Annotated in this window: 29 protein-coding genes and 1 pseudogene; 9 read left to right on the top strand and 21 right to left on the bottom strand. The window is 51.3% G+C overall.

Going from position 1 to position 26,897, the window contains the following annotated elements:
* Positions 1-31: 31 nt before the first annotated feature.
* The 5 genes and pseudogenes from C7B16_RS18620 to C7B16_RS18600 form a co-directional block, all read right to left on the bottom strand.
* Positions 32-394, bottom strand: coding sequence for an eae-like protein (locus tag C7B16_RS18620; protein ID WP_107179986.1), 363 nt, complete (start codon positions 392-394; stop codon positions 32-34).
* On the bottom strand, positions 384-668 hold the full coding sequence (locus tag C7B16_RS18615; RefSeq protein WP_107179987.1) for a DNA-binding protein: 285 nt from the start codon (positions 666-668) through the stop codon (positions 384-386). The genes C7B16_RS18620 and C7B16_RS18615 overlap by 11 nt, the downstream gene beginning before the upstream one ends.
* A gap of 23 nt (positions 669-691) precedes the next feature.
* Positions 692-916 carry a hypothetical protein gene (locus C7B16_RS18610; protein WP_107179985.1) on the bottom strand — a complete coding sequence of 75 codons (225 nt, stop codon included), beginning with the start codon at positions 914-916 and terminating at the stop codon, positions 692-694.
* A gap of 97 nt (positions 917-1,013) precedes the next feature.
* Positions 1,014-1,717 (bottom strand): annotated as a pseudogene (locus tag C7B16_RS18605) (DUF1627 domain-containing protein).
* Positions 1,718-1,739: 22 nt separating this feature from the next.
* Positions 1,740-2,486, bottom strand: a complete 747-nt coding sequence (locus C7B16_RS18600; RefSeq protein ID WP_107179984.1) for an ATP-binding protein — start codon at positions 2,484-2,486, stop codon at positions 1,740-1,742.
* A gap of 1 nt (position 2,487) precedes the next feature.
* On the opposite strand from C7B16_RS18600, the gene C7B16_RS25660 reads away from it, so the two are divergent.
* The 8 genes from C7B16_RS25660 (at position 2,488) to C7B16_RS24625 (ending at position 9,008) form a co-directional block, all read left to right on the top strand.
* Complete coding sequence (locus C7B16_RS25660; protein WP_107179983.1) at positions 2,488-4,026, top strand: exonuclease; 1,539 nt, start codon at positions 2,488-2,490, stop codon at positions 4,024-4,026.
* A 57-nt stretch (positions 4,027-4,083) separates the two neighbouring features.
* Positions 4,084-4,338, top strand: a complete 255-nt coding sequence (gene xisR / locus C7B16_RS18590; RefSeq protein ID WP_107179982.1) for an excisionase family protein — start codon at positions 4,084-4,086, stop codon at positions 4,336-4,338.
* A gap of 33 nt (positions 4,339-4,371) precedes the next feature.
* The gene (locus C7B16_RS18585) at positions 4,372-5,658 is read left to right on the top strand and encodes a tyrosine-type recombinase/integrase (protein ID WP_107179981.1); all 1,287 of its coding nucleotides are present in this window, start codon (positions 4,372-4,374) and stop codon (positions 5,656-5,658) included.
* A 55-nt stretch (positions 5,659-5,713) separates the two neighbouring features.
* Positions 5,714-6,439 carry a DUF72 domain-containing protein gene (locus tag C7B16_RS18580; RefSeq protein WP_038355598.1) on the top strand — a complete coding sequence of 242 codons (726 nt, stop codon included), beginning with the start codon at positions 5,714-5,716 and terminating at the stop codon, positions 6,437-6,439.
* 52 nt (positions 6,440-6,491) lie between these two features.
* Complete coding sequence (locus C7B16_RS18575; protein ID WP_000252971.1) at positions 6,492-6,887, top strand: MAPEG family protein; 396 nt, start codon at positions 6,492-6,494, stop codon at positions 6,885-6,887.
* A gap of 40 nt (positions 6,888-6,927) precedes the next feature.
* Positions 6,928-7,671, top strand: coding sequence for a carboxy-S-adenosyl-L-methionine synthase CmoA (gene cmoA, locus C7B16_RS18570; RefSeq protein WP_000019599.1), 744 nt, complete (start codon positions 6,928-6,930; stop codon positions 7,669-7,671).
* Positions 7,668-8,639 carry a tRNA 5-methoxyuridine(34)/uridine 5-oxyacetic acid(34) synthase CmoB gene (cmoB, locus tag C7B16_RS18565; protein ID WP_000564751.1) on the top strand — a complete coding sequence of 324 codons (972 nt, stop codon included), beginning with the start codon at positions 7,668-7,670 and terminating at the stop codon, positions 8,637-8,639. Before cmoA ends, cmoB begins: the two co-directional genes overlap by 4 nt.
* A 138-nt stretch (positions 8,640-8,777) precedes the next feature.
* Positions 8,778-9,008, top strand: coding sequence for a hypothetical protein (locus tag C7B16_RS24625; RefSeq protein WP_138922586.1), 231 nt, complete (start codon positions 8,778-8,780; stop codon positions 9,006-9,008).
* Here C7B16_RS24625 and cutC read toward each other — a convergent pair.
* Together cutC and C7B16_RS18555 are read right to left on the bottom strand one after the other, a co-directional pair.
* The gene (gene cutC, locus C7B16_RS18560) at positions 8,983-9,729 is read right to left on the bottom strand and encodes a copper homeostasis protein CutC (protein WP_001185711.1); all 747 of its coding nucleotides are present in this window, start codon (positions 9,727-9,729) and stop codon (positions 8,983-8,985) included. The two genes, C7B16_RS24625 and cutC, sit on opposite strands and share 26 nt — an antisense overlap.
* A gap of 13 nt (positions 9,730-9,742) precedes the next feature.
* Positions 9,743-10,309 carry a VOC family protein gene (locus C7B16_RS18555; RefSeq protein ID WP_001516550.1) on the bottom strand — a complete coding sequence of 189 codons (567 nt, stop codon included), beginning with the start codon at positions 10,307-10,309 and terminating at the stop codon, positions 9,743-9,745.
* A 215-nt stretch (positions 10,310-10,524) separates the two neighbouring features.
* On the opposite strand from C7B16_RS18555, the gene argS reads away from it, so the two are divergent.
* Positions 10,525-12,258: an arginine--tRNA ligase gene (argS, locus tag C7B16_RS18545; protein ID WP_001025346.1), complete on the top strand. Its 1,734-nt coding sequence runs from the start codon at positions 10,525-10,527 to the stop codon at positions 12,256-12,258.
* Between the two features lie 52 nt (positions 12,259-12,310).
* On the opposite strand, the gene flhE is transcribed toward argS, so the two are convergent.
* From flhE to flhD, 14 genes are all read right to left on the bottom strand, one after another.
* The gene (flhE, locus tag C7B16_RS18540) at positions 12,311-12,706 is read right to left on the bottom strand and encodes a flagellar protein FlhE (RefSeq protein ID WP_001257156.1); all 396 of its coding nucleotides are present in this window, start codon (positions 12,704-12,706) and stop codon (positions 12,311-12,313) included.
* Positions 12,706-14,784, bottom strand: a complete 2,079-nt coding sequence (gene flhA / locus C7B16_RS18535; RefSeq protein ID WP_000067990.1) for a flagellar biosynthesis protein FlhA — start codon at positions 14,782-14,784, stop codon at positions 12,706-12,708. Before flhA ends, flhE begins: the two co-directional genes overlap by 1 nt.
* Complete coding sequence (gene flhB, locus C7B16_RS18530) at positions 14,777-15,925, bottom strand: flagellar biosynthesis protein FlhB (RefSeq protein ID WP_001516553.1); 1,149 nt, start codon at positions 15,923-15,925, stop codon at positions 14,777-14,779. Before flhB ends, flhA begins: the two co-directional genes overlap by 8 nt.
* 201 nt (positions 15,926-16,126) lie before the next feature.
* A complete protein-coding gene (gene cheZ, locus C7B16_RS18525; RefSeq protein ID WP_000983595.1) occupies positions 16,127-16,771 on the bottom strand; it encodes a protein phosphatase CheZ in 645 nt (214 codons plus the stop codon).
* 10 nt (positions 16,772-16,781) lie between these two features.
* Positions 16,782-17,171 carry a chemotaxis response regulator CheY gene (gene cheY / locus C7B16_RS18520; RefSeq protein WP_107179980.1) on the bottom strand — a complete coding sequence of 130 codons (390 nt, stop codon included), beginning with the start codon at positions 17,169-17,171 and terminating at the stop codon, positions 16,782-16,784.
* 14 nt (positions 17,172-17,185) lie between these two features.
* Complete coding sequence (cheB, locus tag C7B16_RS18515) at positions 17,186-18,235, bottom strand: protein-glutamate methylesterase/protein glutamine deamidase (protein ID WP_000036407.1); 1,050 nt, start codon at positions 18,233-18,235, stop codon at positions 17,186-17,188.
* Between the two features lie 2 nt (positions 18,236-18,237).
* Positions 18,238-19,098, bottom strand: coding sequence for a protein-glutamate O-methyltransferase CheR (gene cheR, locus C7B16_RS18510; protein ID WP_000204353.1), 861 nt, complete (start codon positions 19,096-19,098; stop codon positions 18,238-18,240).
* Positions 19,099-19,258: 160 nt separating this feature from the next.
* Positions 19,259-20,920 carry a methyl-accepting chemotaxis protein II gene (gene tar / locus C7B16_RS18505; RefSeq protein ID WP_107179979.1) on the bottom strand — a complete coding sequence of 554 codons (1,662 nt, stop codon included), beginning with the start codon at positions 20,918-20,920 and terminating at the stop codon, positions 19,259-19,261.
* 150 nt (positions 20,921-21,070) lie between these two features.
* Positions 21,071-21,574, bottom strand: a complete 504-nt coding sequence (gene cheW, locus C7B16_RS18500; protein WP_000147305.1) for a chemotaxis protein CheW — start codon at positions 21,572-21,574, stop codon at positions 21,071-21,073.
* 21 nt (positions 21,575-21,595) lie between these two features.
* Positions 21,596-23,560 carry a chemotaxis protein CheA gene (gene cheA, locus C7B16_RS18495; RefSeq protein WP_107179978.1) on the bottom strand — a complete coding sequence of 655 codons (1,965 nt, stop codon included), beginning with the start codon at positions 23,558-23,560 and terminating at the stop codon, positions 21,596-21,598.
* A 4-nt stretch (positions 23,561-23,564) separates the two neighbouring features.
* Complete coding sequence (gene motB / locus C7B16_RS18490; protein WP_000788500.1) at positions 23,565-24,491, bottom strand: flagellar motor protein MotB; 927 nt, start codon at positions 24,489-24,491, stop codon at positions 23,565-23,567.
* Positions 24,488-25,375, bottom strand: coding sequence for a flagellar motor stator protein MotA (motA, locus tag C7B16_RS18485; protein WP_000906344.1), 888 nt, complete (start codon positions 25,373-25,375; stop codon positions 24,488-24,490). Before motA ends, motB begins: the two co-directional genes overlap by 4 nt.
* Positions 25,376-25,499: 124 nt before the next feature.
* A complete protein-coding gene (gene flhC / locus C7B16_RS18475) occupies positions 25,500-26,078 on the bottom strand; it encodes a flagellar transcriptional regulator FlhC (RefSeq protein ID WP_016248815.1) in 579 nt (192 codons plus the stop codon).
* A gap of 2 nt (positions 26,079-26,080) precedes the next feature.
* Positions 26,081-26,431, bottom strand: coding sequence for a flagellar transcriptional regulator FlhD (gene flhD, locus C7B16_RS18470; RefSeq protein WP_001516558.1), 351 nt, complete (start codon positions 26,429-26,431; stop codon positions 26,081-26,083).
* Between the last annotated feature and the right edge of the window lie 466 nt (positions 26,432-26,897).

Here is a 26,897-nt window from a genome sequence, read left to right as displayed (position 1 = left end):
TTGTTGCCATTAACCTGACATTTTGATTCGCTCACTGGTTGCCTCCTTTGCGAAGCTGGGCGGCTAACTCGTCACACATATGCGTCAAAGAGCAAAATTTGATTGATGGATGTTCGCGCATCATCTCAACCCCCTGCGCCCGCACCTCAGCCAGGAAAGCGTCGGTGGCCGGGATTTCGCTGTGGTGCAGGGCATCATTGATAATCATCGCAGCAACTCCTGCCTGCCCGGCATCCGTGACCGACACATGCTCAAGGGTTACGGCCATTGCGTGTTTCAGCCCCGCATTCTCCGCCGCCAGCGCCGCGCATTCTTTCTCAAGTCGGGATATTTCCGCCACATACTCAGCGTTACGCTCCGCCAGTTGCCCTGGTGTTAAACCTTCAGACCTCATACACCCTCCTGTCGAAATAAACGTAGTTATTCACTGTACGCAGCGGCATTCCGAACTTTTTCGCTATTTCACGCCGGGAAATACCGCTCTGATGCAGGTGCCGCACCAGCTCAATATCGCGCTGCGGATATTTTGCTGACTGATGAAAGTCACCCCGCAACATCAGACTGATACCAAGTTCCCGCGCTTTAGTTCTCACCGCATCACCTGTACGACCTGTCAGCCTCCCGATGCTTTCGACCGTCATCGTTCCTGCGCACTGCCGGAGTATCATGATTTCTGCACGACACCATTTGCTCATTGCTCCGCCTCCTGTAGTGCAACCCTGTAAGCCACTTCTGTACCCAGTTTCCAGCCGGACAGCTGCGTTTTCAGAAAAAACAAACCGCTCCGTTTTGCCACTATCCCCGGACAGGCAAACAACACTGCATCGACCACACGGCTGTGTTTTCTCAATTCAAGAACCGTGCTGGTAACAACCACCTGCCCCACCGCACCGTAATCCTGATATTCGATTTTCACGCAATCACCCTCGCAATCATCCTGACCATACCGATGACACAGAACAATCCCGCAGTAACAACAAAGCAGATAAACAACATCAGCCATACCAGCGATTTCATGCTGTCCCGTCGCCTCCGGTCGTGATTTGTTGCATGATATCCCTGTGTTTGTTCAGCTCCCGCAACGCGGCACAGACTCGCTCCCACTTCTGGACATGACCTTTTGCCCGGCGCAGTTCGCGGTTTGCCATATGCAGCGATGGTAAAATCAGGTCATCCGCCCGCGTTTCGGTGAACGATGGCAACGACTGCACAATTTCCGCCACAGTTTCTGTTTTAATTTCTTCCTGTGTTGCAGCTTCCTGTACTGGTAACGCAACACCGGCTGGCTGAGGAAAGGCTTTACCATCCGTTTCCGTTACCGATGCAGCTTTCGGCTCTGCTGGTAAATTATCGCCCGGTAGGCAGTAACGAAATTTACCGTTCTGATTTACGCGAATCAGACGACCTTTGCTGATTGCCATTGCCAGCATTGAATTCGCCCGGCGGGAGGTAATCCCGAACATTAACGCCAGTTCGTCAGCCGACTGAGGACCATGCTGTTCAATTGCGTTAATCAGCATCTCCGCAGTGGTTTTTGTGACCATTTCCGTTGCCTCACTCGTCAGCCACCACATCGCCCCCTTGTTATCAGCTTCACCACGGCGCTTCAGTTTCCAGAGTTCAGTGACAGCATCGTCACGGCTGATTTCAAGACGGCTGCAATTTCGTGCGACGAGGCTTTTTTCAGTGCTTTCAGTGCATCAAAAACGGTTTCCATTAAAATTTCCTCCCGGTAAAAATCACTTATAAATTCCTGACTGACCAACATTCGGACGCCAGCTCTCCCAGTTAAAACTCACCCAGCGACCACCGTTCATGGTCATCCGGTCCACAATCCGCTCCCCCAGAAGCGTGCTCATTGCGGCATGATTCAGGTTCGTCAGCATCCCGACACTGCGCAGTGATGCTGTCCGACGGTCAACAATCTGGTGCAGTATTACCTGCTCGTTTTTCGTCTCGCGCTGGATGCCAATTTCGTCCAGAACCAGGAGATCCACTTCGCACAGTTCCCGCAAAAATTTTTCCCCTGACAGCCCGTCGTCATAGCTGGCGTGTAACGCACTCATCACATCCGCCACGGTGACCACTATCACGGATTTACCGGCCTTCAGCAGACGATTACCCACAGCCGCTGCCAGATGATTTTTTCCGGTTCCGGGATTCCCGCTGAACACGAAGTTTGTATAGCCAGTCATCATTTCATCAGCGATGGATTTGGCATGACTCAGCGCATGTTTCTGTCCGTCATTCCGCACCTGGTAATTCGCGAACGAACATTTGCGATGCAGCGGCTGGATGCCCGAACGGTTCAGAATTTTTTCCACCCGTAACTGACGATTCCGGCGGTTAATCTCCTCGCAGTGTTTCCGGCCTTCGGCACGCTGCCACTCCTGCCACTCTTCCGTCGTACGGTACAGCGGCGTCACGTGCTCCGGAACCACCCTGCGGATACGTTCCAGAACGCCACCTGTCGCAATCAACGCCATAATGAACCACTCCCCATCAGTGGACAGCGACGTACTTGATGAGTTTATTGCCACCTGCAAACTGTTTGACGATATGCCAGGAGGTATGGATTACTCCCGAGCCTGCAATGTTGCTACGGTGAAAACAACACCAGAAGGATTGTTTAAATCTCCTTCTCGTCATCGCGAGTATCTCAACCGCGTAATGATCGAAACCGATCACGCTCACCCGGATGAAATGGTTGTGGATATTGCCTGCGGTCGCTCCTCTGCCCCGATGCCGCAGCGTGTAACAGAAGAAGGAAAACAGGATGATGAAGAAAAACCGCAACCATCTGGCGCAATGGCAGATGAACAGGCAACGGCTAAAACAATGGAACAGGACACAACTGAACATCATCAGAACCCGCAGCCGCTGGATGCTCAGTCACAGGTAGATACGAAGTACGAGAAGTTACGGGCCGAACTTCACGAAGCACGGAAAAACATTCCGCCCAAAAATCCTGTCGATGCAGACAAAGTACTGGCTGCCTCTCGCGGAGAATTTGTTGAAGGGATTAGCGACCCGAATGACCCGAAATGGGTTAAAGGGATCCAGACCCGCGATTCTGCAAACCAAAACCAGTCGAAATCAGACCAGAACGACCAAAAAGCGGAACAAAACACCCCAAATGCGCGACAAAACGAGCCAGAAGAGCAACAACCAGAACCAGTAGTGCAACAGGAAGTGAAAAAAATCTGCAATGCCTGCGGTCAGACTGGTGGGGGTAACTGTCCTGACTGTGGTGCGATGATAGGCGACGCAACGTATCAGGAAACATTCGATGAAGAAGATCAGGCTGAATCTCAGGAAAAAGATCCGGAGGAAATGGAAGGCGCAGAACATCCGTACAATGAGAACGCTGGCAACGTTCAGCATCACGGTAGCGATAATGAAACTGGCAAGACAGCAAATTCCTTAATTAAGGTAAACGGTCATCATAAAATCACATCCACCAGCAAAATGTGGTACCACCTGATGATCGACCTTGAAAAGATGGGAACTGGTCCCGATGCACAGATCGCCTCAATGGGGGCAGTATTTTTCGATCCGCAAACCGGAGAAATGGGGCCAGAGTTCAACAAAACAATTGATATGAAAACAGGTGGCGGCACTGTCAACATAAGCACCATCGAATGGTGGCTTCAACAATCCAGCGAGGCCAGATCTGCAATTTTGACAAATAAAATACCGATGGATGATGCGCTGCTGCAATTCAGGGAATTTATCGACGAAAACTCCGGTGAATCTTTTGTTCAGGTCTGGGGAAATGGAACAGCCTTCGATAACGTGATTTTACGCCGTTCATATGAACGACAGGTGATCCCCTGCCCGTGGCGTTACACCAATGATCGGGATGAACGAACAATTGTAGCCATGGGTCTGACGATAGATTTCGATGCCCGTGAACTCATCGCATTTGAAGGTGAACGCCATAATGCCCTGCACGATGCACGTTACCAGGCAAAATACGTGTCAGCAATCTGGCAAAAACTGTTCCCGAATCAGGCTGATTTTTAATGTTCAACCCGGATCGCCGTCCACCAGCTATAGTGGCGGCGGTTGCAAGGCAATTCTATGCAACAAATTATCTATCAGATAACGCCCAGTGAATGGTGCGCTGAAAGCATCTTAATTGCTGCGACAGGATTAAGATCAGGCACTATCGAGCGAGCACGTAGAACATCATGGATGTTAGGAAGGGAATATATCCACTTCTCTGTGGATGGAGAACCAAAGCCAAACAGTGAATGCCTGTACAACATAGATGCAATTATGCGGTGGATAAAAAACCAGAAACAACCAGGTGCCAAAAATGCAAGTTCCGGTTAACCTGTTAATGCTCCTGGACGTCTGGGAGGTTTAATGAGTAACACATCATACCCAACAGGCGTTGAAAACCATGGCGGAACACTCCGCATATGGTTTCACTATAACGGCAAACGTGTCAGAGAAAACCTTGGTATTCCTGACACAGCCAAAAACCGGAAGATTGCAGGCGAACTCAGGACTTCCGTTTGTTTTGCAATCAGAATGGGGAATTTCGACTACGCTGCGCAGTTCCCCGAGTCCCCAAATCTGAAACACTTCGGTCTGGGGAAAAGGGAGATAACCATTAAGGCACTTGCAGAAAAATGGCTGGATCTGAAGAAAATCGAGATAGGAGGTAACGCGCTCAATCGATATCAATCTGTGGTGAGAAACATGCTTCCTCGCATAGGGGGAAACCGGCTGGCTTCATCTGTAACAAAAGAAGATTTACTCTTTATCAGGAAAGATTTGTTGACCGGATATCACAATCTCTCAAACGGTAAGACAACTCCTGTCAAAGGGCGATCTGTAGTTACAGTTAATTACTATATGACGACAATTGCAGGTATGTTTCAATTTGCAGCTGACAACGGATACACAGAATCAAACCCATTTAACGGTCTGACACCATTAAAAAGATCAAGAACAGAGCCAGATCCGCTCACACATGACGAATTCATTCGTTTTATTGATGCTTGCCACCACCAACAAACAAAAAACCTGTGGTCTTTAGCAGTATACACAGGCATTCGTCATGGTGAGCTGATATCTCTTGCCTGGGAGGATATTGATTTAAAAGCTAAAACAATGACTATCCGTCGTAATTATACAAAACTCGGTGAGTTCACTCTACCAAAAACCGAAGCGGGAACAGATCGTGTTATTCATCTTGTTCAGCCAGCCGTTGATACCCTGAAAAGTCAGGCTGAAATGACAAGATTTGGTACTCAATATCAAATTGACGTCAAACTTCGGGAGTTCGGACGCACCGTAAGACATGAATGCACATTTGTTTTTAATCCGCAACTGGTGAAAAAATGCCAGCAGGCAGGCCACCACTACAAAGCAGACTCCATCAGAGACTCATGGGCATCGGCATTGAGACGGGCGGGACTACGGCACAGGAAAGCCTATCAGTCCAGGCATACTTATGCCTGCTGGGCATTATCGGCGGGAGCTAATCCAAGCTTTATCGCAAACCAGATGGGACATGCAAACGCACAAATGGTATTCAATGTTTACGGAGCATGGATGAAAGATAACAATATCGGGCAGATAGAACTGCTCAATAAGGAGTTAACTGAAAGTGTCCCATACATGCCCCACAGAGCAAGACGATGAAATAATCTCTTTCAGTATCATTTAGTTAGACTATGACTCCCGTCATTTTAACTGCGTGGAGGGCAACACGACCCTTTATGCTCTGCCAAAGCCGGAAGTGGTTCTGCGCTGGCGCGAGCAAACCAGCGATGATTTTCGTTTTTGTTTTAAATTTCCGGCGACCATTTCGCACCAGGCCGCATTGCGACATTGCGATGATTTAGTAGCAGAATTTTTAACCCGCATGTCACCGTTAGCGCCGCGCATTGGGCAATACTGGCTGCAACTGCCCGCCACATTTGGCCCCCGGGATCTGTCTGCACTGTGGCACTTTCTCGATTCCCTTCCTCGCGAATTTACCTATGGTGTGGAAGTTCGTCATCCGCTGTTTTTTGCCAAAGAGGTAGAGGAACAAACGCTTAATCGCGGTTTGCATCAGCGCGGCGTTAATCGGGTGATTTTAGACAGCCGTCCGGTTCATGCAGCGCGTCCGCATAATGAAGCCATTCGCGACGCGCAACGGAAAAAGCCCAAAGTTCCGGTTCATGCCGTATTAACAGCGACAAACCCACTGATCCGTTTTATCGGCAGCGATGATATGACGCAAAATCGGGAATTATTTCAGGTCTGGTTACAAAAATTAGCGCAGTGGCACCAGACCACCACGCCTTATCTTTTTTTACATACGCCAGATATTGCCCAGGCACCGGAACTGGTACATACCCTTTGGGAAGACTTACGTAAGACACTTCCAGAGATCGGAGCAGTTCCGGCTATTCCACAGCAATCTTCTCTTTTCTGAAATTGCCACCTATCATAGACAGGAGCCATCGGCCATTTTAAAGGGAGTTTGTATGGTAAGCGCGCTGTATGCCGTTTTAGGTGCGTTGTTATTAATGAAGTTCTCTTTTGATGTTGTTCGCCTGCGAATGCAATATCGCGTTGCCTATGGTGACGGCGGTTTTAGCGAACTGCAAAGCGCCATTCGCATTCACGGTAACGCGGTGGAATATATTCCCATCGCGATTGTATTGATGCTGTTTATGGAAATGAATGGCGCAGAAACCTGGATGGTACATATTTGCGGCATTGTTCTGCTTGCCGGGCGTCTGATGCATTATTACGGTTTTCATCACCGTCTGTTTCGCTGGCGGCGTTCCGGCATGAGCGCCACCTGGTGTGCGCTGTTGCTGATGGTGCTGGCGAATCTTTGGTATATGCCCTGGGAGTTGGTTTTCTCCCTGCGTTAGCGCACAATACGCCACTTTCTTTTTCCCGGATTTTTACGTTATGTCTCACCGCGACACGTTATTTTCTGCCCCTATCGCCAGACTGGGCGACTGGACCTTTGATGAACGGGTAGCCGAAGTCTTCCCGGATATGATCCAGCGTTCCGTTCCCGGCTATTCCAATATTATTTCAATGATTGGCATGTTGGCCGAACGCTTCGTACAACCTGGTACGCAGGTTTACGATCTGGGCTGTTCTTTGGGCGCGGCGACGCTCTCGGTGCGTCGCAATATTCATCATGATAATTGTAAAATTATCGCCATCGACAACTCCCCGGCGATGATTGAACGCTGCCGTCGCCATATCGACGCCTATAAAGCGCCAACACCTGTAGAAGTAATCGAGGGTGATATTCGCGATATTGCCATTGAAAACGCGTCGATGGTGGTACTGAATTTTACCCTGCAATTCCTTGAGCCTTCTGAACGTCAGGCATTACTGGATAAAATTTATCAAGGACTGAATCCTGGCGGTGCGCTGGTGCTTTCGGAAAAATTCAGTTTCGAAGATGCCAAAGTCGGTGAACTGCTGTTCAACATGCACCACGATTTTAAACGCGCCAACGGTTACAGCGAGCTGGAGATCAGCCAAAAACGCAGCATGTTAGAAAACGTGATGCTGACCGATTCTGTGGAAACCCATAAAGCACGCCTGCATAAAGCCGGATTTGAACATAGCGAGTTATGGTTCCAGTGCTTTAACTTTGGCTCACTGGTGGCATTGAAAGCAGAGGACGCTGCATGATCGACTTTGGTAACTTTTATTCTCTGATTGCCAAAAATCATCTTTCGCACTGGCTGGAAACCCTCCCTGCACAGATTGCCAACTGGCAACGTGAACAGCAGCACGGTCTGTTTAAACAGTGGTCCAATGCGGTGGAATTTCTGCCCGAAATTAAACCGTATCGTCTTGATTTACTGCATAGCGTAACGGCGGAAAGCAAAGAGCCGCTGAGTGCCGGGCAGATTAAACGCATTGAAACACTGATGCGCAACCTGATGCCGTGGCGTAAAGGGCCGTTCTCGCTGTATGGCGTTAACATCGACACCGAATGGCGTTCTGACTGGAAATGGGATCGTGTTCTGCCGCATCTCTCTGATTTGACCGGGCGCACGATCCTCGATGTTGGCTGCGGCAGCGGTTATCACATGTGGCGCATGATTGGCGCAGGCGCGCATCTGGCGGTGGGGATTGACCCTACGCAACTTTTTCTCTGCCAGTTCGAAGCGGTGCGTAAGTTGTTAGGTAACGATCAGCGCGCGCATCTGCTGCCGTTAGGTATTGAACAACTTCCGGCGCTGAAAGCCTTTGATACCGTCTTTTCGATGGGCGTGCTGTACCATCGCCGCTCACCGCTGGAACATCTGTGGCAGTTAAAAGATCAACTGGTGAATGAAGGCGAACTGGTGCTGGAAACGCTGATTGTTGATGGCGATGAGCACACAGTACTGGTGCCAGGCGATCGTTACGCGCAAATGCGTAATGTCTATTTCATTCCATCAGCACTGGCGCTGAAAAACTGGCTGAAGAAGTGTGGGTTTGTTGATATCCGCATTGCGGACGTGAGCGTCACGACGACAGAAGAGCAGCGCCGCACCGAGTGGATGGTCACCGAGTCTTTGTCTGATTTCCTCGACCCGCATGATCCGAGTAAAACGGTAGAAGGCTATCCTGCGCCTAAACGCGCGGTGTTGATTGCGCGTAAGCCGTAACCCGTTTCCGAGCGCTGGATTGATGACAAACGCCAAAACCGCCTGATGCGCTACGCTTATCAGGCCTACCCGTCTCCTGCAATATGTTAAATTTGCACAAATTTGCAGGCTGGATAAGGCGTTCACGCCGCATCCGGCATGAATAAAGCACACTTTATCTGCAATTTAGCGCCCGTTTCCGGGCGCTATTTACTTCTTATGCGCCTGATCAGCCACGCCATTTTGTCTTTGCCTTCAGGTTCATTTTTCATACTGATCAAGGATAAAAAAAGGCCCCTGTTGAAATTGCAGGGGCCTGGTACGAGCAAGCATCATATTGGGCGACATGATGCAACGGTAAAAATCATTTGGCCTGATGGCGTTCAATGATTCCTTTCATTTCAGCAACCGCCGCCCCGTCTACGACATAACGCGAATACTCGTCCGCGAGTGCATCTGATGACATGGACAATCCTTGATTACGATAACGCATCGGTGAGGCTTGCCACGCTCCCGCGGAGCTATGGACTTCCAGCACCCCGGCATCGAGGAAGTGGTGCAGGTTTTCTGCACGAACTCCAGCTCCGGCCATGATGATTGGAGCATCACCATAGGCAATAAGTTCCATAATTTTTAATAAACCTTGCAGCGCGTCTGATTTTTGCCCCGATGTCAGCACCCTGGCAATGCCTAATTTCGCAAGATTATTCAGTGCATTTAAAGGGTTAGCGCACATATCGAAGGCGCGATGAAAAGTGACGGCCAGCGAACCGGCAGCCGCCATTATTTTTTCCATTCGTGGCATATCGACATTACCGTCAACATCCAGAACCCCCGTCACCAGTCCAGGAAATCCCAATTCGCGTACTGTGCGGATGTCCTCAAGAATGGCTGCAAACTCGCCGTCGCTGTAGCAAAAATCGCCACCGCGAGGACGGATAATCGGATGCACAGGGATAGTAACCTGCTGACGCACAGACTTCAGCACGCCCAGCGACGGCGTTAAGCCACCTTCTTTCGGTGCCGCACACAGCTCTATTCTGTCGGCACCGTTTTGCTGCGCCGTCAGCGCGCACTCCATGCTGTAACAGCAAATTTCCAGTAATGCCATTTTTACTCCTTAATTACGCCGACTGCTCACTGGCGACGATCTCTTCAATGGACCACGGATGAAACTTAATCGTGGTTTTACCGTCGGTGACGGCCAGCGTTGGATTGGGTAATCGCTCATGCTCACCTTTTGGCGAACTGGTTTTAACCGAGATCCCCGGCTGACTAAGCCCTTCATCAGAAAGTAATGCCAGTGCACGGGCGTTCAGTGTCTCTGGATCACCAGGCAGAACGATTTCGATATGTTCCCAGCCTTCGTGCGGGTAACGTTTTTCCCCAGGCCACGGTAACTCAACTATCGAAAACTGCCAGTGAGCAACCTGTACCGGTTCATGCAATTTAAACAGGCAAATCGGTCTGCCATTGATCATATTTTCTGACAGGAGTTCGCCGCACTGTTCAAACCCACGACGCCAGCGTTCAGCGGTGGCGTTTTGATGACAACGCAAGGAAATGTGATCGGCATTCAGCGGAGTAATATCCAGCCCCAGACGACGGGAAAGTTCGTCTAATGCGTGGATAAATCGCGGTAAATCCGTTGCAATATCCTGCAACTCGTCGACAGATTGCCAGTTAGCCATAATCACTCTTCGTCTTTCAGCAAAAGCGTTAATTTACCTTGTTGCCCTGCGCCAACCAACTGCTGATTTCGCGCAGTCCCCGGTGCAATAGTGAAAACGGCAATACGCCACGCGCACGTTGCTGACGAAAACAGCCATTTGCAGTATACTCCCGCCCTAATTTCTTTAACTGGTGCGGGCAATTCTCGCTCGCTTCATCAATGTAAGGTATTCCGGTGAATATTCAGGCTCTTCTCTCAGAAAAAGTCCGTCAGGCCATGATTGCGGCAGGCGCGCCTGCGGATTGCGAACCGCAGGTTCGTCAGTCAGCAAAAGTTCAGTTCGGCGACTATCAGGCTAACGGCATGATGGCAGTTGCTAAAAAACTGGGTATGGCACCGCGACAATTAGCAGAGCAGGTGCTGACTCATCTGGATCTTAACGGTATCGCCAGTAAAGTTGAGATCGCCGGCCCAGGTTTTATCAACATTTTCCTTGATCCGGTATTCCTGGCTGAACATGTTCAGCAGGCGCTGGCGTCCGATCGTCTCGGTGTTGCTACACCAGAAAAACAGACCATTGTGGTGGACTACTCCGCGCCAAACGTGGCGAAAGAGATGCACGTAGGGCATCTGCGTTCCACCATCATTGGTGACGCGGCTGTGCGTACCCTGGAGTTCCTCGGTCACAACGTAATTCGCGCTAACCACGTCGGTGACTGGGGCACCCAGTTCGGTATGCTGATTGCGTGGCTGGAAAAACAGCAGCAGGAAAACGCCGGTGAAATGGAGCTGGCAGATCTCGAAGGTTTCTACCGCGATGCGAAAAAGCATTACGACGAAGATGAAGAGTTTGCCGAACGTGCACGTAACTACGTGGTAAAACTGCAAAGCGGTGACGAATACTTCCGCGAAATGTGGCGCAAACTGGTCGACATCACCATGACGCAGAACCAGATCACTTACGATCGTCTGAACGTAACGTTGACTCGCGATGATGTGATGGGCGAAAGCCTCTACAACCCGATGCTGCCGGGTATCGTGGCAGATCTGAAAGCCAAAGGTCTGGCAGTAGAAAGTGAAGGCGCGACCGTTGTATTCCTTGATGAGTTCAAGAACAAGGAAGGCGAGCCGATGGGCGTTATCATTCAGAAGAAAGATGGCGGCTATCTCTACACCACTACCGATATCGCCTGTGCGAAGTATCGTTATGAAACCCTTCATGCCGATCGCGTGCTGTATTACATCGACTCCCGTCAGCATCAGCACCTGATGCAGGCATGGGCAATCGTACGCAAAGCAGGTTATGTACCAGAATCCGTACCGCTGGAACACCACATGTTCGGCATGATGCTGGGTAAAGACGGTAAACCATTCAAAACCCGCGCTGGCGGTACGGTGAAACTGGCAGATCTGCTGGATGAAGCACTGGAACGCGCGCGTCGTCTGGTGGCTGAGAAGAACCCGGATATGCCAGCCGACGAGCTGGAAAAACTGGCCAATGCGGTCGGTATCGGCGCGGTGAAATACGCGGATCTCTCCAAAAACCGCACTACCGACTACATCTTCGACTGGGACAACATGCTGGCGTTCGAGGGTAACACTGCGCCGTATATGCAGTATGCCTACACCCGTGTGCTGTCCGTGTTCCGTAAAGCGGAAATTAACGAAGATCAACTGGCTGCGGCTCCGGTTGTCATCCGTGAGGATCGTGAAGCGCAACTGGCCGCTCGCCTGCTGCAATTTGAAGAAACCCTCACGGTGGTTGCCCGTGAAGGTACACCGCACGTGATGTGTGCTTACCTGTACGATCTGGCTGGTCTGTTCTCTGGCTTCTACGAGCACTGCCCGATCCTCAGCGCAGAAAACGAAGAAGTGCGTAACAGCCGTCTGAAACTGGCACAACTGACCGCGAAGACGCTGAAACTGGGTCTGGATACGCTGGGTATTGAGACTGTAGAGCGTATGTAATCGCGTTATGTGTCAAAGGCCGATGTCGCAGTTACGGACATCGGCTTTTTTATCACCGCCGATAATTCACAATCACTTCATTACGCTGCACCTTCAGCGGCGGAATTAACCTCCCACCGCCTGGAACTTCCCAGATAAAGCGCAACGGTTCTGTCGCAGGTACGCCGGTAAATGCCACCGTACTCCCGCTCTGCCCGTCTAATTCGACACAACGAGATAGCGAACACAAGCGCACGCGCAGCCCTACAGGTGTCGGGCCGATAAGCTGATAACGCCAGGCCACCAGCGTCACCAATCCTGAAACCGGTTGTCGCGAAGTCAGAGACGCTGACGACATCGATTCACCACGATGATTCAGCGTCACGCCCGCGCTACTTGCCTGCCACATGCCCTCCCCGGCAGCCTGCACAAGCATCGGAAACAACAAAATAGCTAATAAGCTCCTCATTATTTGCCGCCAATCGTCGCCGTCATACGGATTTGGCGGTTATCAGAGAGTTCGAGATTCGAAAGCACCACCAGTTGCGGCAGGCTACGGCGCAGAAAACGAGATAATAATGGCCGCAGCGCATGGTTCACCAACAGCACTGGCGGCGCGCCCAGCATCTCCTGACGGGATAATGCCTCCTGAGTTTGTGCCAGCAAACGATCCGCCAGTCCCGGCTCCAGCCCGCCCCCGCCCTGCAATGCCTGTAACAGCAAACGCTCCAGCGGCGTGTCCAGGCCAATAACGTGAACTTCATCTTTGCCGGGAAACCATTGCTGGGTAATCGCCCGACCAAGCGCCACGCGGACGACGGCGGTTAATTCATGTGGATCGCTCTGGATGGGCGCATGTTCCGCTAGCGTTTCGAGGATGGTGCGCATATCGCGAATCGGCACTTTTTCATCAAGCAGGTTTTGTAGCACCTTGTGCAGCGTGGTGAGCGTGACGACGCCAGGAACTAAGTCCTCCGTTAGCTTTGGCATCTCCTGGGCGACGCGATCCAGTAACTGCTGCGCCTCCTGACGACCAAACAGTTCGGCGGCATGTTGGCTAATGAGGTGGTTAAGATGCGTTGCGACCACCGTGCTGGCCTCAACCACGGTATATCCCTGAATCTGCGCCTGTTCTTTTAGCGCGCTTTCGATCCAGATAGCATTCAGACCAAACGCCGGGTCGACCGTCGCTTCACCGGGTAATGTTCCGGCGGCTGTCCCCGGGTTGATCGCCAGCCAGCGCCCCGGATAGGCATCGCCGCTACCAATTTCAACGCCTTTCATCAGGATACGATAACGGGCAGGTTGCAGATCCATATTGTCGCGAATGTGCACCACCGGCGGCAGAAAGCCCATCTCCTGGGCAAATTTCTTACGAATACTGCGAATACGCCCCAGCAACTCGCCATCCTGCTGAAAATCGACCATCGGGATCAGCCGATACCCCACCTCCATTCCCAGCGAGTCTTCCAGTTGCACATCGTTCCACGTCGCTTCAACAACGGCATTATTCTCCGCCATTTTTACCGGCTTCGGTTCGGCAGGCGCTTTTTGTTCGCGTCCACGGATCCACCACGCCAGCCCCAGCAGTCCCGCCGTGAACAGTAAAAAGACCAGGTTTGGCATTCCTGGCACCAGACCAAGTAACCCCAGTACTGCGGCACTTAACAACATGACTCTGGGGTTACTGAAAAGCTGATTCACCATCTGCTCGCCAACATCCTGATCGGTGCTGACACGCGTGACGATGACCCCCGCAGCGGTAGAAATAACCAGCGCCGGGATTTGCGCCACCAGGCCATCACCGATGGTCAACAGCGTATAACTTTCTGCCGCATGGCCCATGCTCATGCCATGTTGCAGCACGCCGACCAGCAATCCGCCGACGACGTTAATGACCATGATGAGGATCCCGGCAATAGCATCACCACGAACAAACTTACTCGCCCCGTCCATTGAGCCGTAAAAATCGGCTTCCTGGGTCACTTCGGAACGACGTTTTTTCGCCTCATCTTCACCAATCAATCCGGCGTTGAGGTCGGCATCAATCGCCATCTGTTTACCCGGCATACCGTCGAGAACAAAGCGCGCCCCCACTTCCGCAATACGCCCGGCACCTTTGGTGATAACCATAAAGTTGATGATCACGAGGATGACGAATACCACAATGCCGATTGCAAAGTTACCGCCAACGAGGAAGTGACCGAACGCTTCAACGACCTTCCCCGCCGCCGCCGCACCAGTATGACCTTCCATCAAAATGATACGGGTTGAAGCCACGTTGAGCGCCAGACGCAACAGCGTGGTAAACAGCAGGATGGTCGGGAACGCGGCAAACTCGAGCGTGCGCTGGGTAAACATCGCCACCAGCAACACCATGATCGACAGGGCAATATTGAAGGTAAACAGCAGGTCGAGAATGAATGCGGGCAGTGGCAGCACCATCATCGACAAGATCAACAGGATCAAAATCGGTCCGGCAAGGATCTGCCATTGTGTCGATTTCAGGTTTGCGGGTAGGCGCAGCATTGCGACCAGATTACTCATGGGGCTGTTTCTCGTTGATAAAATCCAGGGCTTCCGGCACCGGAAGATGTGTGGGTTGTACAGGGCGTTGCCCACCGGCCAGACGCCAGCGTTTCAGTTGCCAGACCCAGGCCAGTACTTCTGCCACAGCGGCGTATAGTTGGCCTGGAATTTGTTGGCCTATTTCGCCATGTCGATACAGCGCACGCGCCAGCGGCGGTGCTTCAAGGGTCGGGACGTTATTTTCAGCGGCAATTTCACGAATGCGCAGTGCTACCAGCCCTGCACCTTTGGCGACCACTTTCGGCGCACTCATTTTGTTTTCGTCATATCGCAATGCCACTGAGTAGTGAGTTGGGTTGTTAACAATGACGTCCGCTTTCGGTACATCGGCCATCATCCGACGCCGTGCCGCAGCTCGCTGCATCTGACGAATTCGCCCTTTGACATGGGGATCACCTTCGCTTTGTTTGAACTCATCACGAATGTCCTGCCGTGACATACGCAGCTTTTTCAGGTGGCTGAATATTTGAAAAAAGACGTCAAATCCCACCATTGGGATGACCCCAAGCACCACTAAAAGCGCGCACAATCCCACAACATCCATCGCGTTAGCCATTGCAGTAATGGGCGACTGCGCCATTAAGCGCATCATCTGCGGCCAGTGATGCCAGAGATAAAAACCAGTCACACTGCCGACCAAAGTGGATTTCAGTATCGCTTTCAGCAGCTCTGCGCCGGTTTGCGCTGAGAACATGCGTTTAATACCGGGTAACGGGTTGATTTTGGAAAACTTCGGCTGTAATGATTTGCCGCTAAATACCAGACCACCCAACATGACTGGTGAAATGAGTGCCACCAGCACCACGCCGCTAATCAGCGGCAACAGAGCCAACATGGCTTCTCTGATTAACTGAATAATCTGCCCCAGGATTAGGTTGGGGTCATTGATGATGTTGTGATCAAAATGCAGCCCGGCGGAGAGCATCCCAGACAACCGGTGAGCCAGAGACGCGCCACCAAACCAGATAACACACACGCCCACCAGCAAAATCAGCAGTGAGGTTAGCTCACGGGAGCGCGGGATCTGTCCCTCTTCCCGTGCTTTTTCAAGTCGGTGAGGTGTGGGGGCTTCTGTTTTGTCGTCGCTCTCGTCAGACACGTCGCCAATCCTGGAAATAGTGATAAGCGTGAATAATGCCAGAGCGGAAAGCGTTCAATGGTTAGAGTAAGGGGCAAAACAGGCGGGATTTAGGGCTTTTACCGCAGCACATCAGGCGTGGTGCCGCGTTTGTCGGATGCGGTGTAAACGTCTCATCCGGCCGCCTGATACGACGGGTCACGTCATATCAGGCAATACAAATTAAAAACCGAGACTATCCAACAAATCGTCGACCTGATCCTGGCTGGCTACCACACCCGCTTTGCTGCTATCAACCTGTGGCCCATTAAGCAGACTCTGGCTTTCACGCTTCGGACGCGCATCCTGTTCCGGAATGTTTTCCAGCAGCACCATCAACAACTGGCGTTCAATCTCCTGTATCACATCCATCATCCGTTTAATCACCTGGCCGGTGAGATCCTGAAAATCCTGTGCCATCATGATTTCCAGCAGTTGCGCATTGGTGAAACGGGTATGAACAGGCACATCCGCCAGAAATTGCCGCGTATCGGTCACCAGTTCACGGGCATCGGCAAGGTCAATCGGATCGGCAAACCAGGCATCCCAGCGTTGGGTTAATGCTTTTGCCGACTTCTCCATTTCATCCTGATGTGGCTGTGACGCCTCAACACTGTTCAGCGCACGCTCCGCAGCCTGGGCAGTCATCTGCACGACGTAGTACAAACGATCGCGGGCATCGGGGATGGCTTCAGCGGCCTCAGCTATCGCCTGATCCAGTCCAAGCTCCCGCAGACTGTCACGCAACATACGCGTCAGGCTGCCAATGCGCGCAATGATATCGCCAGCGGCATGTTCATCAGCCGGTTTGATTGATGGTTGCATCATAATCGCATCCTCACATGCCCAGTTTCTCAAAGATTTTGTTGAGTTTTTCCTCCAGCGTCGCGGCGGTAAATGGCTTAACCACATAGCCACTGGCCCCCGCTTGTGCTGCGGCGATAATGTTCTCTTTCTTCGCCTCTGCGGTCACCATCAACACCGGTAACGCCGACATCGCGCCATCAGCACGAATGGTTTTCAGCAGTTCCAGACCATTCATATTCGGCATATTCCAGTCGGAGATCACAAACCCATAACCGCCCGCCTGTAACTTGTTGAGAGCATCGGCACCATCTTCCGCTTCCTCAACATTGTTGAATCCCAGCTCTTTCAGCAGGTTACGCACAATGCGTCGCATGGTGGAAAAGTCATCCACAACCAAAAATTTAAGCTCTTTATCCGCCATCTCACACTCCTGATTTAAATACGTATCGCCTGTCCGGCACTGATTTTTGCCAGCATTTGCTGGCTTACCTGACTAAGATCGACCACTTCGCAGACGCCCCCCAAATTGATGGCCTCACGCGGCATACCGAAAACCACGCTGCTTGCTTCGTTTTGCGCGAGGGTCCATGCCCCCGCCTGACGCATCGCCAACATTCCCGCCGCGCCGTCGTTACCCATGCCCGTCAGGATCACCCCAACAGCATTACGCCCCGCCTGTTTGGCAACAGAATGGAACAACACATCTACCGAAGGCCGATGACGGTTAACCGCCGGGCCATCGTGAATTTTGATTTGATAGTTCGCGCCACTGCGCGCCAGTTCCATATGCCGATCGCCCGGCGCGATATAGGCATGTCCCGGTAAGACGCGTTCACCGTCTTCAGCCTCTTTAACGCCGATCTGACACAGCTTGTTAAGTCGGTCAGCAAAAGAGCGGGTGAAACCGGGCGGCATATGCTGGGTGATTAACAGCGCCGGGCTGGAAAGTGGCAACGGTTGCAGTACGTGACGAATCGCCTCTGTTCCGCCCGTTGAGGCACCAATTGCAATCAATTTTTCTGAACTCAACAGCGGGCCAGCCTTCAGCGTTGCCGGTGGCGATAACGGTTTATGCGCGGCCAGGCTCGCTCTTGACGCCGTTCGTACCTTTTCAGCAATCATTTCGCTATACGCCAGCATTCCTTCGCGAATACCCAGTTGTGGTTTGGTGACAAAATCTATCGCCCCTAACTCAAGCGCGCGCAGCGTGACTTCGGAACCTCTGCCGGTCAGAGAAGAAACCATCACCACCGGCATTGGTCGCAAACGCATTAATTTTTCGAGGAAATCCAGCCCATCCATCCGCGGCATTTCAACGTCCAGCGTCAACACATCAGGGTTGAATTTCTTAATCAAATCACGCGCGACCAGCGGATCAGGAGCCGTCGCAACCATTTCCATGTCGCTATGGCTGTTGATGATTTCCGTCATGATCTGGCGCATCAATGCCGAATCATCGACAGACAACACCCTGATTTTGCTCATCGTTATTCCTTACTTAGCGCATACACCGTCTGACCTCGCAACGTGAAGCTGCGCTCAAGATGGCTAAAGTTTTCAGAGTGACCCGCAAACAGCAATCCGTCGGGCTTAAGTAGCGGTACAAAGCGACGCAAAATCTCCTGTTGAGTCGTTTGATCAAAGTAGATCATGACGTTACGGCAGAAGATCGCATCAAACGGCCCCGGTACGGTGTACTGTTTCGCCAACAAATTCAGCGGCGAAAAATCGACATAATTCGCCAGTTCCTGACGCACGCGCACCAGCCCTTCATGCGGTCCCGTGCCGCGCATGAAGTAACGCTGGAGTTGTTGTGGCGTCAGGTTTTTCAGCTCTTCATGGCGATAAATGCCGCTTTTAGCTTTCTCCAGGACTTCGGTATCGATATCACTGGCAAAGACTTTCCAGCGTCCGGGCGCAGTGCCCAATGTGTCCGCCAGCGTCATCGCAATGCTGTACGGTTCTTCGCCTGTCGATGCCGCTGCACTCCATACGCGATATTCCCCAGAACAGCGGCGGGCATGAGCTGCGATCAGCGGAAAATGATGCCCTTCACGAAAAAATGCCGTCAGGTTGGTCGTCAATGAGTTAATAAATGCCTGCCACTCGCTGCTGCACTGATTAGATTCCAGCATATTCAGATAATGCCCAAAATCTGCCAGTCCCAGCGAACGCAAACGGCGTACCAGCCGGTTGTAGACCATGTCACGTTTGTGATCGGCCAGAACGATCCCCGCACGTTGGTAGATCAATTGACTTATCCGCCGAAAATGAACGTCGGAAAGCGCGAGGCGCTCGGTCATCTGTAACAATAAAGACGTTTGCCCACAGGGCAGAGATGATGTCATAGCGCCTTCTCAGTCACTTCAGGAAACCACTGGCACAGCCTGTAACTGCGCCGATTGTGTCGTATAACCACTTGTAAATAGCGCCATCAGAGACGATACGCCGACGTTCTGTTGCATCATCTGATCAATCTGGCAACAATGGTGCTTAAGTAAATAGCCATCAAAATGTTTCCCAGTTTGGAGCTTGTTCAGCGATATGCCGGCGTGGTTGTGTTGGTGGTTTTTCACTGGCTGGCCGGGATTGAAGCGGTGGTTTTTGGGATTGCGGGCTGGCAGCCAGACGAAACGCGGATACTGCCTGCGTTAAACGACTGGCCTGCTCTTCCAGCGCGGCGGCTGCAGCGGCTGACTCCTGCACCAACGAGGCGTTCTGTTGAGTCACACGATCCATTTCCGACACGGCCTGCGCCACTTGATCAATGCCACGGCTCTGTTCATCGGAGGCTGAAGCAATTTCCCCCATAATGTCGGTAACGCGCGTAACCGCATTAACGATGTTGGTCATCGTCTCTCCGGCGCTTTCAACCAGCACCGAACCGGTATCGACGCGGGATACTGAGTCTTCAATCAGGGCTTTAATCTCTTTTGCCGCCTGGGCGCTACGGCTGGCAAGATTACGCACTTCACCCGCAACCACGGCAAAACCACGGCCCTGTTCACCGGCACGGGCAGCTTCTACGGCGGCGTTCAGCGCCAGTATATTGGTCTGGAAAGCAATACCGTCGATAACGCTGATGATGTCAGCAATTTTCTTCGAACTGTCAGCAATTTCGTGCATGGTTTTCACCACGCCATCCACCACTTTACCGCCGTGCATGGCAGTGTCGGAGGCACTTTGCGCCAGTTGCGAGGCCTGGCGGGCATTATCGGCGTTCTGTTTCACCGTGGCGGTGAGTTGTTCCATGCTGGCAGCAGTCTCTTCCAGTGCCGAGGCCTGCTGTTCAGTTCGGGAGGAGAGATCGGTATTACCTGCAGTAATTTCACGCGTACCAACGTAGATGGCATCTGAACCTTCGCGCACGTGGGTGACTGTATCAGTCAGAGAACGTTGCATATGCGAAACGCTCTGCGCCAGCTCGCCCATTTCACTGCGTCCAGCAATGGCCAGGTTATTCACCAGGTTACCACCCGCAATTTCACGGATGTGGGTAATGATTTTTGCCAGCGGGTTAAGCAACATGCGGCGAATGCCATACCATGCCACCAGAAGAATCAGTACCACCACCAGCGCGATAACGGCCAGTTGCCACTGGGCAAAACGGTAATCACTGGCATTGTCGACAACGATATTGCGGTACAATTTTTCGCTGCTACGGGCGTACTGCCCAAAAGCCTCTCCCATCGCATTTTGCATTCCCTGGGTTGGCTGGGCAAAATAGGCTCCGGTGTTACCATAATCAAGATAATCAATCAGTTCAGTTAATGCCGTGTGGTAATTTTTGTATTTTTCATCAATATGACTACTGGCGGCAGCCATTTCGGGTAACGGTGCCATGCTTTTGAATTTTTTATAATGAACAGCCGCCTGCGCCAACGTTTTCCTGGCGCTATCAAGCAATTCAATTTTTGCACTACTTTGTTGATTGGATGGGTCCATCATCATCCGCACCGCTGAACGACTCAGGTTAATGCGCGTTTGCAGCATGAGATCCCAGGTTGAAGTTAACTCGCCCTGTTGTTCCCGTAGTTCATTGGAAACCACAAAGCTTTGCTGGCTATGGTGCAGCGAAGAAAAAAACAGACTGCCGGACATGAGCTGTAACAGTGCAAATACCCCCAGCACCATCATCAGCAGCGTAACTACGCGGATACGGTTAATCATAAGGCACCTTCCTGAAAACAAGTTGATCCCGTTATCGGCAGGAAGGTGGGAAACTTTATTGCTTAGATCAATCGTAGAGAGATGACTTAAAATAAAAAACCCGATGTGCGCATCATCGGGTTCTGCCTTTATTTATTGCTGAACGCGAAATTACGCGACGTCTGCGGTCGCATTATCTAACAGCGCCATCTCTTCACTATTTAGCAGTTTTTCGATATTAACCAGAATCAGCATGCGGTCACTCAGCGCGCCCAGTCCCGTAAGATATTCAGTGGAAAGCGTCACGGCAAATTCCGGTGCCGGGCGAATTTGTTCCGCCGTCAACGAAAGAACGTCCGATACGCCGTCAACCACTATGCCGACCACGCGCTGGCCAAGATTCAGGACGATCACGACTGTGTTGTCGTTATAGTCCACATCGACCTGGCTGAACTTAATGCGTAAGTCGACAATTGGCACAATGACGCCGCGCAGGTTAGTGACGCCTTTGATAAACGCTGGCGTATTCGCAATCCGCGTGACCTGGTCGTAACCACGGATCTCCTGCACTTTCAGAATGTCTATGCCGTACTCTTCATCACCAAGGGTAAATACCAGAAATTCCTGGCCTGACGGTTCGCTGGCCAGTTTTGTTACATTTGTCATACCGGTCATATTTATTACCTTTTTACTCAATCAGGCGGCGGTGTTCGCCATACATTGTTCGCGGTTTATTGCCTGCAAGGCTGAGACATCAACAATCAGTGCTACGCTTCCGTCGCCAAGAATTGTTGCGGCGGATATTCCAGGAATTTTGCGATAGTTACTTTCAAGGTTTTTCACCACCACCTGGTGTTGACCAATTAATTGATCCACCAGCAAGGCATAACGACGACCACCACTTTGCAGGAGCACGACAATCCCCTGGGTGGCTTCAGTTTTCGCACCAGCGACATTAAACACTTTCCACAGTTCGACTATTGGCAGATATTCACCACGCACTTCAAGTACCCGCTCGCCACCTGCCAGCGGATGCAGATCGACTTCACGGGGTTGCAGTGATTCCATGACAGCATTCAGCGGCAGAATGAAAACTTCATCAGCAACGCGCACGGACATACCGTCGAGGATCGCCAGTGTCAGCGGTAGTAAAATGCGGATCGTTGTACCTGTACCCGGCTTCGACTTGATTTCGACATGGCCGCCCATCTCCTGGATATTACGTTTAACGACATCCATGCCGACGCCACGCCCGGAAACATCGGTAACCTGCTCCGCCGTGGAAAAACCCGGAGCAAATATCAACATCGCCACTTCGTCGTCGCTCATGTTGTCGCCGACAGGCAGCCCTTGCGAGGCGGCTTTTGCCAGAATCCGCTCACGATTTAGTCCCGCGCCATCGTCGGTCACTTCGATGCAGATGTTACCGCCCTGATGTTCGGCAGACAGGATCAAATTTCCGACGCTATTTTTACCTGCGGCGAGGCGTTTTTCCGGCAGTTCTATACCGTGGTCAAGGCTGTTGCGTACCAGGTGGGTCAGCGGATCGATAATGCGTTCTATCAGACTCTTGTCGAGTTCGGTGGAGCTGCCTATAAGCGTGAGTTCTACTTGTTTACCGAGTTTACCCGCCAGGTCGCGCACCAGCCGCGGATAGCGGCTAAAGACATATTCCATCGGCATCATACGAATCGACATCACCGATTCCTGCAAATCACGGGCGTTACGTTGTAACTGCCCCATGCTGGTAATCAAATCCCCATGATTTACCGGGTCCAGTTCACTGGAGCGCTGAGCGAGCATTGACTGGGTGATGACCAGTTCACCGACCAGGTTTATCAGTTGATCAACCTTTTCTACCGCCACACGGATGCTGGTCGATTCGCTACCGCGCGTCGTTTTTTCCCGCTCTACGCGTCCGGCTGGCGCTTCTGTTGCGGCCAGTTCCAGCACTGGCGGGGTCGATACTGTTGGTGCAGGCTCTACCGCTTCAAAGGCAATCTGATCGGCTTCAATCACAAAACAGAGCACGGCGGTAATGTCGTCTTCCGCAATATCTCCCGACATTGTTGCAGATAATGAATCCGCGCCTTTAACCACGTCAGTTAATGTGGTCAACTGCTCCAGTTCGTCTTCCAGCAGATCGACTTCATCCGCCTTCAGGCGTGAAAGGATAATTCGTCGCGGCGACTCACTGTTACTCTGCTCATTTTGCGGTTCACTTTTGGCAACCACACTTAACCGGGTCACTGCGGGCACCGTTTCGCCTTTCGCTTCTAATGCCAGTTGACGCAAGGCCTGGCAGATATAATCGAAGCTGGCGGCATCCGGCTCTTGCGACTGTTTATAAGCGTCGAGCTGTTCCTGCATGATATCCTTCGTTTCCAAAAACAGATTGATAATGTCGGTATTAAGCTGCATCTCACCGCGTCTGGCTTCATCGAGCAGGTTTTCCATCAGATGCGTGGTTTTCTGTAACACGGTAAAACCAAAAGTTCCTGCCCCTCCTTTGATGGAATGGGCCGCACGAAAGATAGCATTCAATTGTTCGGCATCTGGCGCTTCTGGCTGCAAATCCAGCAGATGCTGCTCCATATCGGCCAACAATTCGTCCGCTTCATCAAAAAATGTCTGATAAAAATCGCTTATATCCATGCTCACGCTGTCACCTCGGTTCGGCTGATGGCATTGTGGGAACACTGACCTGCGGAGCGCCCCCAGTTTTTTCCAGTACACTTACCGGCTCATTCTGGCTTTCAGCGTTTTCATGCAAAATGGCCTGCTCGGCCTGTCTGTTCAGGACCAGCAGACTGATTCGACGGTTGACAGCATCATCAGGTCCGCGATCGCTTAAACGCATGGTCGCCGCCATGCCGACGACGCGCAGAATTTTGCCATCAGCCAGCCCCCCCACCATTAGCTCACGGCGCGACGCATTAGCGCGTTCGGCAGAAAGCTCCCAGTTGCTGTAGCTTTGCTCACCATTGGCGTAAGGGAAATCATCGGTATGACCGGAGAGACTGATACGGTTAGGAATACCATTCAGCACTGGCGCAATACTCCGCAGAATGTCGCGCATATAGGGTTCGACGTCAGCACTGCCGGTTTTAAACATCGGGCGATTCTGGCTGTCGATAATCTGAATGCGTAAACCTTCCTGTACCAGATCGATTTTGAGATGTGGACGCAGCGCCCGTAGTTTCGGGTCTGACTCTATAAGCTGGTCGAGATCGCCACGCAATTTCCGCAACCGACTTTGCTCCATGCGTTTTTTCAGTTCTTCAATGTCCGGCTGCTTATTCACTTCTCCCTGACTCTGAGTGTAATCATCACCGCCGCCGGGAATTGGGCTTTCGCTATTAGAAATGCGATCACCACCCGTTACCGCGGTCGCCAACGGCGTGCGGAAATATTCCGCTATCTGAATCAGCTCTTTTGGGCTGGAAATGGAGATCAGCCACATCACCAGAAAAAAAGCCATCATCGCGGTCATAAAGTCAGCATAAGCAATCTTCCACGATCCATGCGCCGAGCCGTGGCTTTTTGCTTTGCGTCGTTTGACGACAATTATTGGGTGCGCGTGATTCTTCATACTTCCTCGGTTGTCGTCTGCTGTTGCGGATTTTTTACCGCGCGAACGTGTTCTTCCAGCTCAACAAACGATGGCCGTTCACTGGAGTAGAGCGTTTTACGACCAAATTCAACGGCAATTGGCGGTGCATAACCGTTCAGATTAGAAAGCAGTATGACTTTGACGCATTGCATCATTTTGCTGGTCTCTGCGCTTTTCTGGCGCAAAACACTCGCCAGTGGGGAAATAAATCCGTAAGCCAGTAAGATACCGAGGAAAGTCCCCACCATCGCATGAGCAATCAGCGCCCCCAGTTCGGCGGCAGGCCGGTCAGCCGATCCCAGCGCGTGAACCACCCCCATCACTGCCGCGACAATACCAAATGCCGGGAGCGAGTCACCGACCAGCGCCAGGCTGTTAGCGGGAACTTCCGACTCGCTTTCGTGGGTTTCAATTTCTTCATCCATCAGCGCTTCGATTTCGAAGGTATTCATATGGCCACTGATGATCAGGCGCAGATAATCAACGATAAAATCAAGCATAACGGTATCCGCGAGGATGCGGGGATAACTGGCGAAGATCTCGCTTTCGCGGGGGTTTTCAATATCGCGCTCCAGCGAAAACATGCCCATCTGTCGCGATTTCGCCATGAGTCGGTAAAGCAGTGCCAGCAGATCCATATACATCGCTTTGGTGTATTTGGAGCGGCGAAACAGTAACGGCAGCGCTTTGAGCGTGCCTTTGATTGCTTTACCGTTGTTACCGACAATAAACGACCCAATACCTGCACCGGCAATAATCACCAGTTCAGCGGGTTGATAGAGTGCTCCAAGGCTTCCGCCGGTCATCAAATAACCGCCGAAAACTGTACCGAGAACAACCAGGTAACCTAATAAGATAAGCACGACATCATCCTTTCACTGTTGACCATGACAGGATGTTCAGTCGTCAGACGCTAACTTACCGTTGGGAAAAAAAAGCAGCGGCAATCACTTACCGCTGCTGGAGTGTTTCGCCACATCGTGTGAGTTAAACAGCCTGTACTCTCTGTTCATCCAGCAGTTGAGGGATAATATCGGCAGGGTTTTGAGAAAGTTTACGTCTTTTTACCGCACGTGATGGCGGTTGACATAAGCTGCAGGCAAAGCTGCCAACAGGCTGATGGGCATGGGTGATAAAATTACCGCCGCAACATTTGCAACTGGAAAGTTGTAGTAAACCACTTTCAACAAATCGCACCAGTGTCCAGGCACGGGTCAACGCCAGTAGCGGACCGTCTTCGGCTTGCGGGCACTGTTCGAGGTATAAACGATAGGCTTTGATCACTGCATCGACGCCATTACATAACCCTGTTTTCAGTAAAAACTGCCATGCATTACAAAACATCGACGCATGAACATTTTGTTCCCAGGTCATAAACCAGTCGGTGGAGAATGGCAACATGCCTTTCGGTGGGGGGCTTCCGCGCAGTTCTTTATAGAGTTTGATCAGCCGTCCACGACTTAATTGTGTTTCACTTTCCAGCATCTGCAAACGAGCGCCAAGGGTGATCAACTCCATTGCCAGTTGAATATCCCGGGCTTCCTGAACAATGCTTTTTTCGCTCATTGTCAGGCCCTTTTTTTACGTAGCACTTCTTCGGGCTGATTAACATCATTCAACAAACGCGTAGATAGCATGATGCCGGTATGAACTTGCTGGAGATCGTCAACGCGGGAATCCTGCGTTAGCTGATTAATAGTCTGGTGGCTGTCAAAGCGGAAATGGCAAATCAGTTGATTGGTTTCTGCCAGTTTAACCATTTGAGGAAGAGTCAGCGTCGCTAACGTTGTTGCCATTTCTTCATTAATACCGAGACGAAACATGGCGGACGCTTTGTCCTGAACGATCAGACGTTGTGCAAGAAGTAAATATGACAAATTAATGTCATAAATATGTTTCAGCAACTCGGAGGTATGCATTATTCCCATCCAGAATAACTAACTTTATTTTTATGCGGTATCACCGCACCCCGTGATGTCGCCGGGAAATCCCGGTAAAAAGTAAAGAACAATGGAATAGTTGCGATCAACGAAAAAACACACAGGCAGTGTAAGAGATGAAACAATCCCTTACAGAGAACAGTGTTTTTTACACTTATCTAAGATTTTTCCTAATTCGACGCAACTGTACTCGTCACCACTCACACATACAACGGAGCGGTGTTGCGATTTTCGATAATGTGTGACTCAGATCACACAAAACAATCAATTACTTAACATTAATGTATAAGTCATACTTTTGTTTTGGTTATATTTCATTCTGTTAAAAAGTTTTTCAGCTTGCCTGGCTTCAAAAATGAAGTGGGTAGATAAAATGATGATGTTGCGCACTGTTAATATAAATCACCGTAAATAACCACCTGCTACATATAAAATAAATATATTC

The sequence above is a fragment of the Escherichia sp. 20412-1 genome (assembly GCF_003027595.1).
In the GTDB taxonomy this organism is placed as follows: domain Bacteria; phylum Pseudomonadota; class Gammaproteobacteria; order Enterobacterales; family Enterobacteriaceae; genus Escherichia; species Escherichia marmotae.
The sequence above is the reverse complement of the archived record's forward strand: the minus strand, read 5'-3'. Positions and strand labels throughout refer to the sequence as shown.